This is a genomic window from Bilifractor sp. LCP19S3_H10 (assembly GCF_052119185.1).
Classification (GTDB): Bacteria; Bacillota; Clostridia; order Lachnospirales; family Lachnospiraceae; genus Bilifractor.
On record NZ_JBQKFT010000017.1, the window covers coordinates 24,229 to 39,872 of the forward strand.

At 45.9% G+C, this 15,644-nt stretch carries 19 protein-coding genes; 1 reads left to right on the forward strand and 18 read right to left on the reverse strand.

Going from position 1 to position 15,644, the window contains the following annotated elements; genetic code table 11:
- Nucleotides 1-13: 13 nt before the first annotated feature.
- From ACTQZS_RS12075 to ACTQZS_RS12085, 3 genes are read right to left on the reverse strand one after another with little or no spacing between them, the layout of a single operon-like run.
- Entirely contained in the window at nucleotides 14-1,276 is a 1,263-nt protein-coding gene (locus tag ACTQZS_RS12075; protein ID WP_441476033.1) for a restriction endonuclease subunit S, read from the reverse strand.
- Entirely contained in the window at nucleotides 1,273-4,035 is a 2,763-nt protein-coding gene (locus tag ACTQZS_RS12080) for a type I restriction-modification system subunit M (RefSeq protein ID WP_441476034.1), read from the reverse strand. The genes ACTQZS_RS12075 and ACTQZS_RS12080 overlap by 4 nt, the downstream gene beginning before the upstream one ends.
- A gap of 35 nt (nucleotides 4,036-4,070) precedes the next feature.
- Nucleotides 4,071-4,268 (reverse strand): helix-turn-helix domain-containing protein, encoded by a 198-nt coding sequence (locus ACTQZS_RS12085; RefSeq protein ID WP_178321055.1) that lies wholly within the window; start codon nucleotides 4,266-4,268, stop codon nucleotides 4,071-4,073.
- 94 nt (nucleotides 4,269-4,362) lie between these two features.
- Here ACTQZS_RS12085 and ACTQZS_RS12090 point away from each other — a divergent pair, with 94 nt between their 5' ends.
- Nucleotides 4,363-4,773, forward strand: coding sequence for a hypothetical protein (locus ACTQZS_RS12090; protein WP_441476035.1), 411 nt, complete (start codon nucleotides 4,363-4,365; stop codon nucleotides 4,771-4,773).
- Nucleotides 4,774-4,934: 161 nt separating this feature from the next.
- Here ACTQZS_RS12090 and ACTQZS_RS12095 read toward each other — a convergent pair whose 3' ends face one another.
- The 15 genes from ACTQZS_RS12095 to pilM all read right to left on the reverse strand — a co-directional run bounded on the left by ACTQZS_RS12095 (nucleotide 4,935) and on the right by pilM (nucleotide 15,636).
- On the reverse strand, nucleotides 4,935-5,123 hold the full coding sequence (locus tag ACTQZS_RS12095) for a SymE family type I addiction module toxin (RefSeq protein WP_441476036.1): 189 nt from the start codon (nucleotides 5,121-5,123) through the stop codon (nucleotides 4,935-4,937).
- Nucleotides 5,124-5,421: 298 nt separating this feature from the next.
- A complete protein-coding gene (locus tag ACTQZS_RS12100) occupies nucleotides 5,422-5,952 on the reverse strand; it encodes a type IV pilin protein (RefSeq protein WP_441476066.1) in 531 nt (176 codons plus the stop codon).
- Nucleotides 5,953-5,974: 22 nt separating this feature from the next.
- Entirely contained in the window at nucleotides 5,975-6,562 is a 588-nt protein-coding gene (locus ACTQZS_RS12105) for a type IV pilin protein (protein ID WP_441476037.1), read from the reverse strand.
- Nucleotides 6,563-6,655: 93 nt separating this feature from the next.
- Nucleotides 6,656-8,335 (reverse strand): IS66 family transposase, encoded by a 1,680-nt coding sequence (gene tnpC / locus ACTQZS_RS12110; RefSeq protein WP_441476038.1) that lies wholly within the window; start codon nucleotides 8,333-8,335, stop codon nucleotides 6,656-6,658.
- Between the two features lie 126 nt (nucleotides 8,336-8,461).
- Entirely contained in the window at nucleotides 8,462-8,833 is a 372-nt protein-coding gene (gene tnpB, locus ACTQZS_RS12115; RefSeq protein ID WP_410044064.1) for an IS66 family insertion sequence element accessory protein TnpB, read from the reverse strand.
- Nucleotides 8,827-9,234: an IS66 family insertion sequence element accessory protein TnpA gene (tnpA, locus tag ACTQZS_RS12120; RefSeq protein ID WP_441476039.1), complete on the reverse strand. Its 408-nt coding sequence runs from the start codon at nucleotides 9,232-9,234 to the stop codon at nucleotides 8,827-8,829. The genes tnpB and tnpA overlap by 7 nt, the downstream gene beginning before the upstream one ends.
- Before the next feature lie 177 nt (nucleotides 9,235-9,411).
- Nucleotides 9,412-9,918 (reverse strand): type IV pilin protein, encoded by a 507-nt coding sequence (locus tag ACTQZS_RS12125; protein ID WP_441476040.1) that lies wholly within the window; start codon nucleotides 9,916-9,918, stop codon nucleotides 9,412-9,414.
- A 32-nt stretch (nucleotides 9,919-9,950) separates the two neighbouring features.
- Nucleotides 9,951-10,523, reverse strand: coding sequence for a type IV pilin protein (locus tag ACTQZS_RS12130; RefSeq protein WP_441476041.1), 573 nt, complete (start codon nucleotides 10,521-10,523; stop codon nucleotides 9,951-9,953).
- Nucleotides 10,524-10,540: 17 nt separating this feature from the next.
- Nucleotides 10,541-11,074: a type IV pilin protein gene (locus ACTQZS_RS12135; RefSeq protein ID WP_441476042.1), complete on the reverse strand. Its 534-nt coding sequence runs from the start codon at nucleotides 11,072-11,074 to the stop codon at nucleotides 10,541-10,543.
- A gap of 24 nt (nucleotides 11,075-11,098) precedes the next feature.
- A complete protein-coding gene (locus tag ACTQZS_RS12140) occupies nucleotides 11,099-11,641 on the reverse strand; it encodes a pilin (protein WP_441476043.1) in 543 nt (180 codons plus the stop codon).
- 36 nt (nucleotides 11,642-11,677) lie between these two features.
- Nucleotides 11,678-12,208, reverse strand: coding sequence for a DUF4339 domain-containing protein (locus tag ACTQZS_RS12145; RefSeq protein ID WP_441476044.1), 531 nt, complete (start codon nucleotides 12,206-12,208; stop codon nucleotides 11,678-11,680).
- Between the two features lie 406 nt (nucleotides 12,209-12,614).
- The gene (locus tag ACTQZS_RS12150; protein WP_441476045.1) at nucleotides 12,615-13,055 is read right to left on the reverse strand and encodes a type IV pilin protein; all 441 of its coding nucleotides are present in this window, start codon (nucleotides 13,053-13,055) and stop codon (nucleotides 12,615-12,617) included.
- 188 nt (nucleotides 13,056-13,243) lie between these two features.
- Nucleotides 13,244-13,876, reverse strand: a complete 633-nt coding sequence (locus ACTQZS_RS12155) for a hypothetical protein (RefSeq protein WP_441476046.1) — start codon at nucleotides 13,874-13,876, stop codon at nucleotides 13,244-13,246.
- Nucleotides 13,873-14,619: a hypothetical protein gene (locus ACTQZS_RS12160; RefSeq protein ID WP_441476047.1), complete on the reverse strand. Its 747-nt coding sequence runs from the start codon at nucleotides 14,617-14,619 to the stop codon at nucleotides 13,873-13,875. The genes ACTQZS_RS12155 and ACTQZS_RS12160 overlap by 4 nt, the downstream gene beginning before the upstream one ends.
- 15 nt (nucleotides 14,620-14,634) lie before the next feature.
- Nucleotides 14,635-15,636: a pilus assembly protein PilM gene (gene pilM / locus ACTQZS_RS12165; RefSeq protein WP_441476048.1), complete on the reverse strand. Its 1,002-nt coding sequence runs from the start codon at nucleotides 15,634-15,636 to the stop codon at nucleotides 14,635-14,637.
- Between the last annotated feature and the right edge of the window lie 8 nt (nucleotides 15,637-15,644).

The window sequence follows — 15,644 nt, forward strand, 5'->3', positions numbered from 1 at the left end:
ACCGTCACACTCCTCAAACAAACATTTTCTCCAGGCATGCGGCCTTCAAATTTTTCAGCTTTTCGACTTTGGCCGACTGAAGTTCGATCAGCTTATCAAGCTGAACCAGTGTCTCAGCTATTTTTTTCTGTTCTTCAACAGATGGAAGCATAATCTGCACTCTTACAAATGAGTCCCAATAAAGGCGCTTTCGGAAATCCGTAACGCCATAAGAGAGATTATTTATCTGGTTTATTACTTCTTCCCGGCGCAAACAATAATCCATAAATTCCGGGAAGACCTCATCATTTGGAATCGCTGTAATATATGCAGGGCTTACCATTCCTTCTTTTGGCACAACACCGATCGCACCCTGCCACGCACGCATCATATTGAAAACGAGATCGCCTTTGTATGTATGCTTATATAATGACTTATCTTCGCTCCGCCTTACAGCTTTACCTAGCTCTGCAGAATCCAGTTCATCAGCAGATACGCCTGAATGTATGGAAACAGATAAGATGGGAAGATCATCGTTTCCAGCTTCTTTGCGCTCTGTATATAGTTCTCCAAGAGTCCAGTGCTTCCACGGTTTCGTGTAACCCTTGAATCGAACTTTTGGGGCATCAGCTTCCGCTGCTGGGAACATATTGCATAGCAGGGCTTTCTTAAAGTCACAAAGTTTATCGCACTTACGCTGATAAAGGGTAATAAGACGATCGAGATTCAAAAAATACTGTCCAATCAGCCCCTGTTCCCTTGTATTATCAGGATATCTGATAATTGTATCCTGCATCGCATTCTTTGAAATCGATGTGACCTTTATGCCTTGCATAAGTGGCTTGAGCTGTTCATGATATGAGTCTGAATTAAGGTAGAATCCAAGATATCCAGAGGCAAACTTTATATTCGGTCTAAGTGGGATCGTATGTAGTCCAGAAATCACTTTTTGATCCGACAATCCAATGATTTCTGTGCATTTTCCGACCGTTTCGTCCTCTGCCGTATCAGCAATAACTATATCCCCATTTTGTAGATACGAGGTCTTAAACTTATCGACGATATCCTTCTCTTCTATATATGGCAAGTGTTCCTTTGAGATATCCAGACACTCATTGAACTTGATAAGAACATCCCCGTAATGAACATTCATTGCCGCACCATTTTCATCATTCAAGTCAGCTCTCGACAATGTGTTATTTTGCAAAGAAGAAAAGCAGTCTCCAAGCTTACGCTGTTCCCAAGAATCCGTAAACCCTTTAAATCTTATTTCCGGTTCCGCCTTTCGATCCATCATTTCGTATTACCGCCTATCAATTTAATAAATTCATCGATTCCTTGCATATCTTGGTCATTTGCATCGAGCTCGCCAATCATCGTAGAAAGCTGCATCTCTGTTTCTCTTGTCTGATCTTCAATGTCGGAAAGCGGTTTAGAATACTTTTTCAAAAGCGAATTTAACTTCGCAATGAAATCATTTATCACGATGTCAGGTAACTTGATTAGATCATTATAAAGGGGTTTAAGCCACTTAAGCTCTACAATCTTCAGCGCCTCATCCTCGGAAAGCCCTTCAACAACTTCCTTGGTTTTTATCTGAAGTTCCTCTTTCTTTAGTTTTAATTCGCGCTTCTTGGCTGTTTCTTCTTCTGTAAGTTGTAATGCCGCTATTATTTTCGACTCAAATGAACCCGCAGGGAAGATATACTGCTGCTTTAATTCCTTGATCCTATTATTGATGACTGTTTTCTTATATGTGCCATCGGCATTTGAAGTCATTGCCGCCCAATCTGCTGCCTTATTTTCTTCAATGTATGCAATTTTATCCTTCTTAGAAGTGATAGCCAGATAATCAGAAAGCGTCTGGATCTCTGCACTGGTGACTTCTTTAAGTGCATCATCAACTGCGGCTTTTAATTCCTTCGTAACAAAAGCATCATTATTATCGTTAAGATAGCTTCCCTGTTTCTCGTCCTCATCAAACGAATCAATAATCTCTGTATATTCTTCACCTATCTCGGCAAGCCTTTTCTCTAAGGAATCGATCTCCCGCACTGCATCAGGCAGCAATTCTGTCTGAACAAGTTCAAATGGAAGAATATGCCCTTTCCATCCATCTTGTACCTCAGTGATCTCATCATCTTCCTTGTTATTTTTCTTAATTACCATATTCGGATCGACTTGAGTTATCACTTCAAAGCCTTCTGTTTGAAGCATCTCAATATCTCCGGAGATGACATTCCAATGCCCAGCAAATGACTGATATGCTGCGTACCTATCAATCAGAGGAATAGGGTCAACTCGACTGAAAATGTCCGAAGCAAGCTTTTCTTTTTCTGGCTCAATCTGAACATCCAAAACACCGTCAATCAATTCGTCATATAAGGTTTGATAAAATCCATTGAACGCGCTTGAAAACGCATCTTTATATGAAACAGTGCTTCCAAATTTCTGAACGTATTTTCCAATCTGCTCGACCGCTGGCGTGGAATACCCTTCTGACATTGGCTTGAAGATAGATTCCCTCAAACCCGGAAATGTATCCCAATACTCCTGCAGTTCGTCTATTTCTGCGTTGGGAATGCCTCCTATCATAGTCGCTCCAATATCCCATTTCTCTGGCTCGTCTGATGAATCGACATATCGAGGAATATTCAGATTGTAGCCATTCTCACGTATTGTATTCTTCGAGACTACTGCCGAATACTTGTCAACAGACACCCTATTCTTAACTGTATCGACAATTCTTTTAATGTCACAGTCCCTAAGCCGGTTATTTTTCCCAGCCTTCTCAAATCCCTTAGATGCATCAATAATGAGGATGTCTGTTGTCGGCCTATTCCGCTTCAGCACCATAATAATTGTGGGGATTCCCGTTCCAAAGAATATGTTTTCCGGAAGACCAATTATGGTGTCAATATTATTCTTCTCTACCAGATTTTCCCGAATTGTTGCCTCCTCACCACCTCTGAAAAGCACGCCATGCGGAAGTACAATCGTCATGATGCCGTCATCGTTCAAATGATAGAGATCATGCAGTAAAAATGCATAGTCTGCCTTGGTCTTGGGAGCAACACCATAATTCTTAAAACGTGGATCGAATTCTTTATCCTTAGGATCCCATTTCTGAGAATATGGAGGATTACTAACGACCGCATCAACTCGGACAAGCTCATATGTTGAATCCTTTTTATTCTCCTCAAAAAACGGCCAGTCATCCTCCAAAGTATCGCCATTGCGGACGTTAATGTTTGCTGGCTTTATACCACGCATGACCAGATTCATTCTGGTAAGGTTGTATGTGTTTTCCTTCAACTCCTGTGCATAGTAATCAATTTTTCCATCACCTGTGATGTACTTTGATGCGGCACGGCCAATATTGATTAATAGCGAGCCGGAACCGGATGTTGGATCGTATATCTTGATTTGCTTCTTGTCCTTCAGATGCTCAGCTACTATCTCGGACATCAAAACAGAAACTTCATGAGGCGTATAAAATTCTCCCGCCTTTTTTCCAGCATTTGCTGCAAAATTACTGATAAGGTACTCATATATAAAACCTAGCACGTCATAATCCTGCTTCCCATCCATGGGGATTTTCTTGATAAGACGCAGGAGCTTTTTTACAGATTTTGTCTGTGCTGCAGATGTTTCTCCGAGCTTAGACATACCTGTCTGAAGAGTATTGAAAATTTTAGCAAAAACCTTGTTATAAACTTCATCAATGTTCCGATCAAAGTCAGATAGAGCATCTCGAACATCTTTGATGTCAAAGTCGCTGCCCTTCTCGAGCCAGGTCGAGAATAAATTATTATATGAAATAAAGTATCCGAGTATCTGCCTTACATGCTTTGCATATTCAACGTCGGATTCATCAACTTTACGAATCTCCTCCTCACTTAACTTCTCTTTGCGGAAAAGTTCCAGTTCACGTTCGGACAGATATTTGTAGAAGATAAAGCCAAGAATAAAATCCTTATACTCATTTGCTTCTATCTTTGACCGCATCTGATTGGCCGATTCCCAAATCGTTGATGCAAGCTGCTGCTTATTCATTGATAAACCTCCCGATGATGTAATTACTTTATGTTTCAATTATCTGCCGCTTTGCCGCTGCGAGCCCATTCCTCAAGTTCGGAATATTTAAACTTCCATGCCTTCCCAATCTTCCTTCTTGGTATATCTTTACCTTTCCTGATCCAGTCGCGGATTGTGGCTGGCTTAACGTCAAGGAATTCAGCTGCTTCCTTCGTCCCTATCCAGCTCTCTTCTCTAAGATCTGATCCCATAGGTCTTCCTCCATGACATGAAAACATAGAAATCTCTACTTTGTATCATATGTATTTTTTTATCAGGTTTCAACGATTATTATCAGTTTGCGTGGTGGATTTAGAGCTTCAGTGGGGTATAATAGTCTCAGCAATCATCATCACAGTACGAATCAGAGATGGAAATCATGATATGGGCTTCCAAAGAAACCTTGCATACTTTTCCCGTTTTACTGGGTTTGGCGTGGCTTGGCAAGGCGTGGAACGCTACCTCCGAAAATTGATTAATTCGTTTGTAAGGAGGAAAAATATTATAAGTGAAATCACATTGAGAAGAAGAGCAGATAGAATTGGTTGCTGCGTTACCAAAGGCTTTCAGCATTGCGGTAGTGGCGTGTTCCATGATCAGAACGGCGATCGCTTCACCGGTTATATGATTCTGGATCAGTCTACCAATTTTGTGATTGAAGGCACAAATGAGGCCTTTGATTACTGCTTATCGTTGGTGAAGTTGAAGATATCTTGAAAGACAGATATCGGCAGCTTGGCCTCAGTTGGTAATATAGCTGAGAATTTCTGCGATTTGATTGTCAGAATGCCCCCGGCCCACTGGAAGGTAGCACCGGAGGCATTCGTCATAGAAAAACACAGAGGGCGGTACAGCATCACACCTGTACCGCCCTCTTTTCATACCTTCGTGATGGCGATCTGCCCGTCCTTACACTGGACCTTGACCTTGTCGCCTGCATAGATGCCGAGCTCATTCAGCCACTTTCCAGTCAAGTTGATCTGCGGATACTCGTGATAGCTTGTCTGCCATCCACGGTAATGAACCCTGGTGCGCGTGCCGACAGTGAGGGTGCGTTCTTCTTTCATAATGATCCTCCTTGGGATGATCGTGTACCGAGCGGTACAAAGATGTGAGAAATGTGTCCGGCATGGATTACCGGAAGATGTGTCTACCGTACCAAAGGATGAGAGTGAGCGCAAGCACTATTTCTGGCCGGTACTTTTATATATGCCGGAAAGAGGTGATCTCCTCAGAAAAATAAAGAAGACAGGCGTCATACCCCGGTGGATGTTCCGAAGCGTGATGCCTGTCGTGATTATGTGTGAAAATTGATGCGTAAGCACCGATATTGGGATAACGCATTCATCATGTTTCTATTCAACCTCAATAAAAATAGGCTATAACCGAATTGCTGCTTGGATAGATGAATACAGCAATTGCCTTCCCCTTTACATCTTCTTTCGGGTCGTAAAGCATTCCTTTGCTTCCGGCTGAATAAAAACTATCTTTCTGGCCGGGAGCCGGCTTTGGAATTTTATTATAATCCGTGTATTCCGTCCCATTCCATGTTATTGATTGGGTATTATCTTCACTCCCAACTATTGAAGTCCCTTTACCACATAAAAGCGCATTGCTGTTCGTTACCTTGTTTGCCTCCGCAAAAGTCAACAGTTTCCCATCAGTCGGATCATAGATATAAGTATGATCCTTAGATTTTGAATCAAAGTCAGTATCCATCAGCTTATAACATCCCGCTGCATAAGCGGGCCTGAGGTTTGCAAGATCGACTGCTTCCCTGCTCTTTTCCAGCTGAGAGGTGAAGATCGGAATGCTGATGGCTACGAGTACAGCAATAATGGCGACCACGATCAGGAGTTCTGCAAGGGTGAAGCCTTTTCTATTCTTGTTTATCAGTGTTCGTCTCCTTCCTTATGTTTCACGGAGTAATCGTACTCAACGGCATATTTATATCATCCCAGCTGTAAAATGTAGGATTTTTTATATCTGTACCCTCAATGTAATAACTTGCTCCACTGCTGAAGATAATGACGCCGCAGAATGAATTATTAACTTTCTTCTGCATCTTCTTAAGTGCGCTCATGTCAAACCCTGCCTGTTTTGCAACCGCTTTCCACATCGTGCCAATATCCATCTTATTTGTTGAACCATTGATGCTGACTTTTGTTCGATCAGCAGCTTGTAAGCCGTTGTTACTGGCGCTTAGCTGGTAAACGCCACCATCGAGATAAGGAGACAAGCCCACTCTGTTACCACTTGTTGACTTCTGGTAGTTATAGAGCATCAAGACAATCGCTGTTCTTGGATCCGTTATTTGAATGGTACCGTCAATCATCGATGTCGCCAATGCAGAACGAAGCGTACGGCAATTATCAACATCTACTGCTCGTCTGCTCTTCTCCAGCTGCTTGCTGAAGATCGGAATACTGATGGCCACGAGCACAGTAATAATGGCGACCACGATGAGGAGTTCCGCGAGGGTGAAGCCTTTTCTATTCTGTTTCATTGAGCGTCACTCCTTTCCGTTTGTCCCGGCTCACTGCCTAATATACACCATCAATATGGTAAGCGCTCAGTGTTAGCTGAGCGCGCTAACTTACTACCGTGAGATCTTTGGGTTTCCATCCTTGTCTTCGATAGTTGCCTTCGTGTCTATTGCGCAGAGTTTCTTCATCTTATCTGACCATGGCATCAGCTCTTCCATGCCCTCGGGCTCATGAACGTAGTCCGGCATGTAAAGGAGTACCGCCTGCAGATACTTGAAGACACTCAGGTTGTTAAGTTTTGCTGTCTGCGCCAGGCTGTAGATGATCGCGCTGGCTTCGGCACCGACCGGTGTATCGTGGAAGTAGAAGTTTTTCCGTCCCACGGCATACGGTCTCGCACCACAGCTTTCGGTGAAGTTGTTTGAAATCGGAATTCTGCCGTCCAGGAAATAGTTCTCCATGTACGGTTTCTGATTCTGGGCATACGTCACCGCTTTCCCCAGCAGGCTGGTTTTGCTTGCTGAGATCTGATCCAGGGATTCCCAGATCTGATTCCAGATCTCGTGTTCCTTGGATGCTTCTCGTTTGATTTTGCGTTCCTCCGCGCTTAGATCGATGAAGCCTCGCTCGATTTCAAACAGCTTCGAGCAGAGATTTACGATCTTTGCGGCAGGTGACTTGGACTTACCACTCTTGCGGTCCTCTGACGGTATTGCGTCATAGAACTTACGCCGGAAATGTGCCAGGCAGCCACATCGGAGGACGCCCTTCGGCAGATGATTGTATCCCTGATACCCATCTGCCAGGAAGTACTTGCCGCTGAACGACTGATAGAAGTTCTGCGGTACCGATCCTGCCCGTGAAGGATTGTACTCATAGAGCATGATCGGAGGCAGGCCATCGAGATTCGCTGAACAGTGGATCCACATGTAGGATTTCTGCTGAGCCGTCCGACCATCTTCCTTGAGCACCTGGCATGGCGTCTCATCTGCGCAGGTGACTTCTCGCTCGAGGAGGTGCTTAACCAGCGCATCGTACAGAGGCTTCATGTACTTCTTGCCACAGTAGATGCACCAGTTCGCCAGCGTTGCACGCTGGATCGATACGCCCATCTGTTTCCATTCCTTTTCCTGCCGGTACAGAGGCATGGAGTTGATGTACTTCTGGTACATCACATACGCAACGGTCGTCGGCGATGCCGGACTGTGCGGAATCAGCGGAGATGGAACCGCGGCGCGGGCAAATCTTGCGTATCCGGTCTCTTCGTAGCATTTCTGACAGCGGACCGTCTCCTGATAGATGTTCACGAGGCGGATCTGAGCCGGAATGACCTCCAGTTCGGTACGGACTTTCTCCCAGCCGACACGCTCCATGGTGTTGCCGCATTGTGGGCAGATCTTCGCATCCTGATCAAGATGACACAGAAGGTCTCTCGATGGAAGCTTGTCATACAGCTCCTTATAAGACGCCTTCTTCTTTTTCTCACCTTCCTGCTTGCGGATGTAGCCCTTGACGATGGTCTCCACTGTAGGCTCTTCAGCGTTCGGATCCGCTGCCAGCTCCGCTTCGTTGAAAAGGTCCATCAGTGTCAGCTGCTCAGGGTTATCATAACCGACGTGTTTCTTTTCGGATCGTGAGGCAAAGATCATACGCTTGAACTCTTCAATGGTCTCCTTAGCCTCAGCAAGCTCCTGACGGAGCTGGGCTGTCTCGCGTTCCATGGCGTTGTGCTCGTCGATGAGGTATTCGATTATTTCGTCTTTGCTTCGATTGCCGAAATCCGTAATGCTCATGGTGTGTACGTCCTTTCAAAACTGCTCTGATTATACCGCTGAAAGCACGTATTTCCTAGGCTGCGCGGGCCTTCCCGGAGGATAGCTTTATGTAATTTTTGAAAGTTTGTGCAACATCACCAAGGTTCAAAAGTCGTACTTTCCACGACTCTGCTGAATGGCGTTCGGCTGGTCGATGGAGAGGCCTTCGAGTAACCAGCGGAACTCCCGTTTCGTGAGGTTGCGAACTTCGGATGCGTGGCGTGGCCACTGAAACCGAAAGTGATCATTCGCTCCTTTCTCAAGGCGCTTGTACAGCAAACAGAACCCGTCCTTCTCGTAGTGGAGAGCCTTGATGCGATCGGCACGTCTTCCGCAGAAGAGGAAGACAGAGTTGCTGTACGGATCCAGCTCATAGGTGTCACGTACGATCGCCATCAGACCATCAATGCTCTTTCGCATGTCGGTATAGCCCGTAACCAGGTAGATATGGTTTGCGCTGGAGATGTCACCTAGCATCGGCTGTTCAGCATGCTCAGGATACTGGCAACCAGTGCAGTATCTGCCTGATTGGTCAGTTCCAGCGTGCCGCCTCCAAATGTGATGCGCATCGTTGCTTCAAATGAAGCAGGTGATGGTTCATCGACCACGTGGGAGACCGGATGCAGTCGATCCTCTCTGCTGATCGGGAGCTCTGATATATTTATCGGAACAACCTCCTGCTTGCACTCGAGCCTTTCAGATCTGGCCGGAAGCTCACAGGCCTGCTGTCTCAATCGAGCGAGTGCCCGGTAAAATGTACTGGTCGGGATGCTGTTATCTCTACAGTATTCAAAGTCGCTTAAGCCGGATGCTCTGGCAGCGAGTATGATCTGATGCCACTCTTCATCAGAGCGGCGAGGTGCACGTTTATTCATCATGGGACTTCCTCTCTTCTTAAGTAGAGTAAAATAGTCCCATAGTGGAAGCGGCAGTGTAGTGAAATGATCCACCACTGTGAATGCCAGTGGGAAGACTGAGACTAAAATACTCTCGTTTTCCATGATTATGGCATTTTCAAAAGTATCAAACTAGCCGCACTGACACTGAGCGCTTACTCAATATGGATTCTGTGGTTTCGACTTGTGATTATCATTTGCCTGAATCTGTTCGATGGTTCCATTTTTATCAAAAGTGTAAATATAGTGGTAGAAATAATAGTCTCCAAGCTTATAAGTTGTATTTATTGACAATGACGTATTAACATTCCATGTAGATATATCAATTGAAACTTTATTCACATCATTTCTATAACTTGCCGATAAGTTTGTTCTGTCACCTATTTTTAAATCTTTAACTATTATACCTGCACTACTAGTAGTTTTCGATTTTGCCACCTTCCCCGACCGTATATCATACGCAATCAGATCATAGGAAGGATCCTCGAGATATGCAGCACAGGCAGCTGCCTCTCCGGCTCTTGCGTTTGCCTGATTCACTGCCACGCGGGCTTTCTCTAACTGGTTATTGAAGATCGGAATGCTGATAGCAACAAGCACAGCAATAATGGCGACCACGATCAGGAGTTCCTCAAGGGTGAAGCCTTTATTCTGTTTTCTCTTCATCTGTGCTTGTCACCTGCCTTTTCATCCCGGCTTTACTTTTGCACAAATCGTGATTCTGTACCATTCGAAAATGCCTTCAGAACCTCTTGGTAGTAAGAATCTGTATTCTTTGGAAACGCGCAATAATATCCCGCAATCTCACCATTTGCTGGATTCATATGGATCGTCCAGATCTTTGCGACCTGATCACCAAGCTTTTTGCTATCGCTGACCTCGGTATCCACTGTCCAGTGAGATACATCTGTATCCGTATAAACCTTGCCGCCACTGTCACAAATCCAGCGATTGTTGCCGGATGAGTAATGGAAATTCAAAATTCCCTTTCCCACAGCCGGAAAATACGTATATGTCACCGTATCGTAATCTTCAGCACGGCCATGTGTAAAACTATTTGAAGAAGAAGTTCCATACTTTTCCATATTTTCCAGATATGCCGCTTCTGCCGCTGAGAACGCTGCTCTTCCATTAGCCTGATTTGCAGCAAGCCTTGCCTTCCTCAGCTGAGCATGAAAAATCGGAATGCTGATGGCAACGAGCACAGCAATGATAGCGATCACGATAAGGAGCTCCGCAAGAGTGAAGCCTTTCCTGTTGTTCTTGATCACATGCTCATCCCCTCTCATTACCATAAGCATACCAGAGCCGTAAAGGTCCCATCACCCTGCATTGCTACATCCCAGTAGCGGTACGTGCGGTCGGTGAGGACTGTAGAAGAAAAGCTACCATTCATCAACTTAGCCTCTTGATTTTCCTTCCACTCCGCCACATTGCTTAGTCCTAATCCATTTCCGCCGGGTTCATAACCAATGTTCGCAAAATTATTGTAATGAAAATCATCTACATCTTGTGGGCTCGTATTTTTTGTCTCAAGGTACTTGCAATGCCCTGTTGCCGTATCATATCTGAAATACATGTGTTGAGTATTAACTTTTATCGTTAATTCCTTATCCTTCTCCGGCGCATCAATGAACTCAGCCATCGCAGCAGATAGCGCAGCCCGCGCATTTGCCTTGTTTGCAGCCAGCCTTGCCTTCCTGATCTGGGCAGTAAAGATCGGAATACTGATGGCCACGAGCACAGCAATAATGGCGACCACGATAAGGAGTTCTGCGAGGGTGAAGCCTTTCTTATTCTGTTTATTCTGTTCGCCCTTCACTTGAAACATCCCCCTCTTGCTCAATCAATTCCAACACACAAAGATTGCGGAACAACTGCCATCTGCCTCGATGTAGCAGACCCAGAACGGATAGACACGATCTGAGAGGAAGGTCGATCCATATCCGAGATCATCATCCACAGTCCACTCAGATATCTGTTTAAATCTAGGTTTACGCTTTCCACCATCACTATGATACTTATATAGCTCTTCCGAAAGGATCGCACCGGCACTATGTCTGTATGTAACACCCTTTATTGCAGTTGGGTCACTCTTTGAATAGCCGAGGTCTTCGATCTTCCCTGTTTTACAGTCATACAACAGGTAGATGCGGCCATCCATAATTTTCTCATTTCTTACCTTCTCTAGTTCACTATCGTCTGCTTCATAGTAATACTGTACTGAAGCGGAAACAGCTGCTCTTGCATTTGCCTGATTAGTTGCAAATCTCGCCTTCTTTAGCTGCTTGCTGAAGATCGGAATGCTGATGGCAACAAGCACAGCTATGATGGCAACCACGATAAGGAGCTCCGCCAGTGTGAAGCCTTTATTCTGTTTTCTCTTCACCTGCGATCACCTCCTCCATTTTGGTTGACAAGAAAATCAAATCATCTCAGATATGAGCACTCCAAGATATGCTCCATATATAACCAGTACAACTGCAGCAATCAACGCTCCCGCTGTGAAGGATCTTTTCTTTCTCCATTGCGCCTTGATAATTGTCGTCATTAACAGGCTGAGCACAATGCCAAAAATAATGCCGCCGACATCATAATGCACCTTCACTCCGACAATGAGCGATACGATCGCAAGAACGCAGCCAAAGACACTAAGTGGGAATTTCTTACCAGACGAATTCTTTCCAGCCTTATTCGACGAGTAAATATACCCACCTTCCGGGAACTCCTTTCGAAGTTTGGAGATCGGCGTCCAAGGCCCCGATCCCTGTTTCACCAAGGTGCTGTCATTCAGCGTATGCTCTCGCATCAATCGGCAGATATTGTCCTTGTCACATGGACCGAAGTCGTGTCCGTTCAGCATGTAATGCCAGCCAAGAGAATTCCGGTACTTCAGTCCAGCAGCCTTATATTCTTTTTGCCTCTGGTCTCTCTGATACCAGTCTCGTTCTTGCATCCCCATATATCTACCATAAGCCCGGCTAGGTAAACCGGTCAACGAAATCAGCTCAGAAAAACGACTTCTTGTGCAATCAATCCGCGCACAGGTTCATAAATCCGTGGAAAACGGGCTATTTACGCGCAAATGTGTAGAAGGTCTGAGCATGGACTGATAAGAGATCAAGAAGTTGACCTTCAACGATTGCGCGGAATAAATCGAATTATGCGCATAGGTTCATAAATCTGTGGAAAACAGGGTATTTACGCGCAAATGTGTGGGTTCAGGCAGAGGGTATGGACAGACGCGTGTAATTGTCATTTTATGAAGAAACCTTTACAGTAAGCTTTACGATTATCTCTATAAGGAAAATCCCCCATCACGAGGATGAGGGATCCTAAGCAAAAACTGTTAAGCAACTATATTACTTTGCAAAATCGACGGTAACCTTACCATCTGCGCTACCAGTTCCGGGCGCATATGTTACTTTTATGACGGCGCCAGACTCAGCTTTACCAGCATATGTGGTCCAGCCCAGCTCCGGATTAGTACTCTGCCAGCTAGTCTGAGTAGCTTTTCCTTTGATTCCTTTGCTTGCATCAGTGCTATCTGCAGCAACCAGCTTACCGTCAGAAGTATAAATCTTAGTCCAACCAGTAGCCATATCGTCCTGAGTCAGAACCTCTGCAGTTCCTTCAGCATATGCTGCACGAAGGTTTGCTACATCTGTTGCCTCTCTAGCCTTCTCCAGCTGTGCTGTGAAGATCGGAATGCTGATCGCAACCAAGACGCCAATGATTGCTACAACAATGAGCAGCTCAGCAAGTGTGAATCCCTTCTTGCTGTTTTTTAATTTCTTGAACATTTTTCAGGTCCTCCTCTTGAACATTACTTCCTCTTAGACCAAGGAAATAAAAATTATTACTGGTATTATAATATATGCTTTTTCGTTATTTGACAAGTCTAGTCATATGAATTACTGCCCAAATTTTGCCGACTATTTTAATCAATCTAGACGAAATTAGATAATCGGCGAAATTTAATGGGCCTCATTCAGTATGATGCAGCGGAACTTGAAGTGGTATCGTCTGACTGACTTTCGCCGGATGAACTATCGACGATGATACCGTTGGTGTCTGTCGCTCCCTGGAGCGTCTCAAAGAAGGTCACCTTCATGGATACGCTGACCGGTCCGCTCTGCAGAACGCTGCTGTCGCTGCCGGCTGCGATGTCGAGATCGCTGATCAGGCAGCGGTATTTACAGGCGTAGAGGCTGCTGATGATTTTTTCCGCCTCCGCATAGCTGTCGGAGGTGAATGTGATGTTGATATTTCTGCGAACTGTACTGTCTGTCGCCTCCGGCTCCGCGAAATCGAAGTTATAGACGGAGGTTCCGGAGAAGATGTTGTTCAGCTCTGTCATCTCGTTGCTGAGGTTGTTGTAGGTGGCGACCTCGCCGGAATATGCCACTGTGCCGTTGGCGATGTCCTGCTTCATCTGGCTGATCATTGCCGCTCTCTTCTGCTCCAGTGTGATCTGGCTGTCAAGATCCGTGGTGTCATAGCTGCGGAGCTGTGACTCGAGGTAATCATAGGTGAAAAAATAATAGATGAATCCCAGCAGGGCAAAGGTCAGTATCAGGATGAGGACAGTTTCTCTTTTGGAAAATTTACGATTGAGTTTCATTGATTTTCCGTTCCCTCACTTTCTGCTTCCTGCTTCTTGGCCGCAAGCTGATCCGTCAGCGATGGCTCCTCGTCACCGGACGAACTGGATACGGCACCGGTCGGGGAGGTAAAGGTGATGGTGATCTCCGCCGTCACAACGCCTGTGTCTGTGCTGTCATCTCCTGTTGATGCGGTAGAAGGCGAGACATACTGTACGATGTCGCTGCTCTGGAGTGCCTGGACCACGTCGGAGACTTCAGACAATGTCGTCCGCTCGATGGTCAGCGTCGCGGTGTTGCCGGTAATTGATATGCTCTTGATTCCGCTGTCGACCTGAACATCCTGGTCAATCACCTGCATCATTTTTGCCCGGTCCTGCATGCCCAGCTCGTCGGAATTCATGTATCCGGTTCCGTAGTGGCTGTACTGACCGCTCACATCGTCATAGACGCTGTTAGACGATACAAGTTCCCTGAGCTGTTCCTGCTTCGCGCCGTATTCCGCCTGTGCGGTATTGATCTCGTTCAGCTTGTCCAGCACCATGAACTTGGTGAAGATCCCGAGTGCCACGAGAAAAATGCCAAAGACCACCAGATCGAAGGCGATGCGTTTTCCGTTGTTCTCGTGGAAGACCAGATTGATGCTTGTCTTTGTCGGGTATTTTCCTTTTCCCCGTGCGCCGGTGCTGCTCTTTTGCGGCTTTTTGCCGCTTCCGGAAGCGCCGGGGCCGATTTCCATACTTAACAGATCTTTCAGGCTCAATGCTTATTCCTCCCCTTAGAACATGGTGATTCCGACCGACTGCGGCCCGAGGATCATGCTCTCATCAAACTCCGGTTTCGTCTCGATGAGATCGGCGATGCTGATCTGAGGCAGCTCGACGTTCTCTGCAATTTCCTTCATGAGTCCGTCGATTCTCGATCCGCCGCCGCAGTAGTACAGCTTGTCGATGTTGTTGTTCGGATTATTGAAGCTGTAGAAATTGAGCACACGCATGATCTGAACGGCCATGCTGTTGTACAGGTCCTGAATCTGCTGGTCATCCTGGATGATGTCCTTCTGATCGTCCAGACTGCTCATATCGATATTTTTTACCGTTTTCTCATTCAGGCCGACCGCTTCCGCGTAAGCCTTCGCCAGTTCGTGACATCCCGGCTCCATGCTTCGTGTGATTTCGTACTCTCCCTTCGGAAAAAAATGAAGATTGATGGTACGGTCGCCGGCATCAAGGATGACATAGTCTCTGCTTCCTTTTTCGATGCTGTGCCGTTTCTCGAAGTCCTGAATAATCGTGCGGAAGGCGATTACCTCCGGAGCGATGATTTCGAGTCTGAGGCCGGCTCTTCTGCACATGGCGGTGTAGTTCTGAATCAGATCTTTACTGGCAGCCACCGCAAGGAGCTCCATTTTCTTCTCGTTTCGGCCGATTACCGCATAATCGTAGATATATTTGTCGAGATCCTCTGTGATATAATCGTGAAATTCAAAGGGAAGGTTAACCTTCAGCTGACTGATCGTCATCAGCGGAAGTTCCATCCGCCGGATATAGGCTGTGTTCTCCGGCATCGCGACAGCCGCTGTCCGGCAGCTGATGCCGTTTGCCTTCATCAGCTCCTTGATGAAATCTCCTGCCGCGTCCCAGGATGTGACGCGTCCGTCCTTTACGAGGTGCTCCGGCACCCGCTCGCTCACAAATCGGACCGGGACATTGTTCTGGCACAGCGTCATCTTGATCCGGTAATTCCCGATATCGATTCCCAGTATCTTATTCTTTGGCATAGCACGCC

What these genes read in the sequence shown, in the direction of transcription:
- ACTQZS_RS12080 (WP_441476034.1), bottom strand. Translation starts at nt 4,035, where the DNA reads ATGAATAAGCAGCAGCTTGCATCAACGATTTGGGAATCGGCCAATCAG.
- ACTQZS_RS12085 (WP_178321055.1), bottom strand. Translation starts at nt 4,268, where the DNA reads ATGGGATCAGATCTTAGAGAAGAGAGCTGGATAGGGACGAAGGAAGCA.
- ACTQZS_RS12075 (WP_441476033.1), bottom strand. Translation starts at nt 1,276, where the DNA reads ATGATGGATCGAAAGGCGGAACCGGAAATAAGATTTAAAGGGTTTACG.
- tnpB (WP_410044064.1), bottom strand. Translation starts at nt 8,833, where the DNA reads ATGCTAGGTGACATCTCCAGCGCAAACCATATCTACCTGGTTACGGGC.
- tnpC (WP_441476038.1), bottom strand. Translation starts at nt 8,335, where the DNA reads ATGAGCATTACGGATTTCGGCAATCGAAGCAAAGACGAAATAATCGAA.
- ACTQZS_RS12150 (WP_441476045.1), bottom strand. Translation starts at nt 13,055, where the DNA reads ATGTTCAAGAAATTAAAAAACAGCAAGAAGGGATTCACACTTGCTGAG.
- ACTQZS_RS12105 (WP_441476037.1), bottom strand. Translation starts at nt 6,562, where the DNA reads ATGAAACAGAATAGAAAAGGCTTCACCCTCGCGGAACTCCTCATCGTG.
- pilM (WP_441476048.1), bottom strand. Translation starts at nt 15,636, where the DNA reads ATGCCAAAGAATAAGATACTGGGAATCGATATCGGGAATTACCGGATC.
- ACTQZS_RS12095 (WP_441476036.1), bottom strand. Translation starts at nt 5,123, where the DNA reads ATGAAAGAAGAACGCACCCTCACTGTCGGCACGCGCACCAGGGTTCAT.
- tnpA (WP_441476039.1), bottom strand. Translation starts at nt 9,234, where the DNA reads ATGATGAATAAACGTGCACCTCGCCGCTCTGATGAAGAGTGGCATCAG.
- ACTQZS_RS12155 (WP_441476046.1), bottom strand. Translation starts at nt 13,876, where the DNA reads ATGAAACTCAATCGTAAATTTTCCAAAAGAGAAACTGTCCTCATCCTG.
- ACTQZS_RS12125 (WP_441476040.1), bottom strand. Translation starts at nt 9,918, where the DNA reads ATGAAGAGAAAACAGAATAAAGGCTTCACCCTTGAGGAACTCCTGATC.
- ACTQZS_RS12145 (WP_441476044.1), bottom strand. Translation starts at nt 12,208, where the DNA reads ATGCAAGAACGAGACTGGTATCAGAGAGACCAGAGGCAAAAAGAATAT.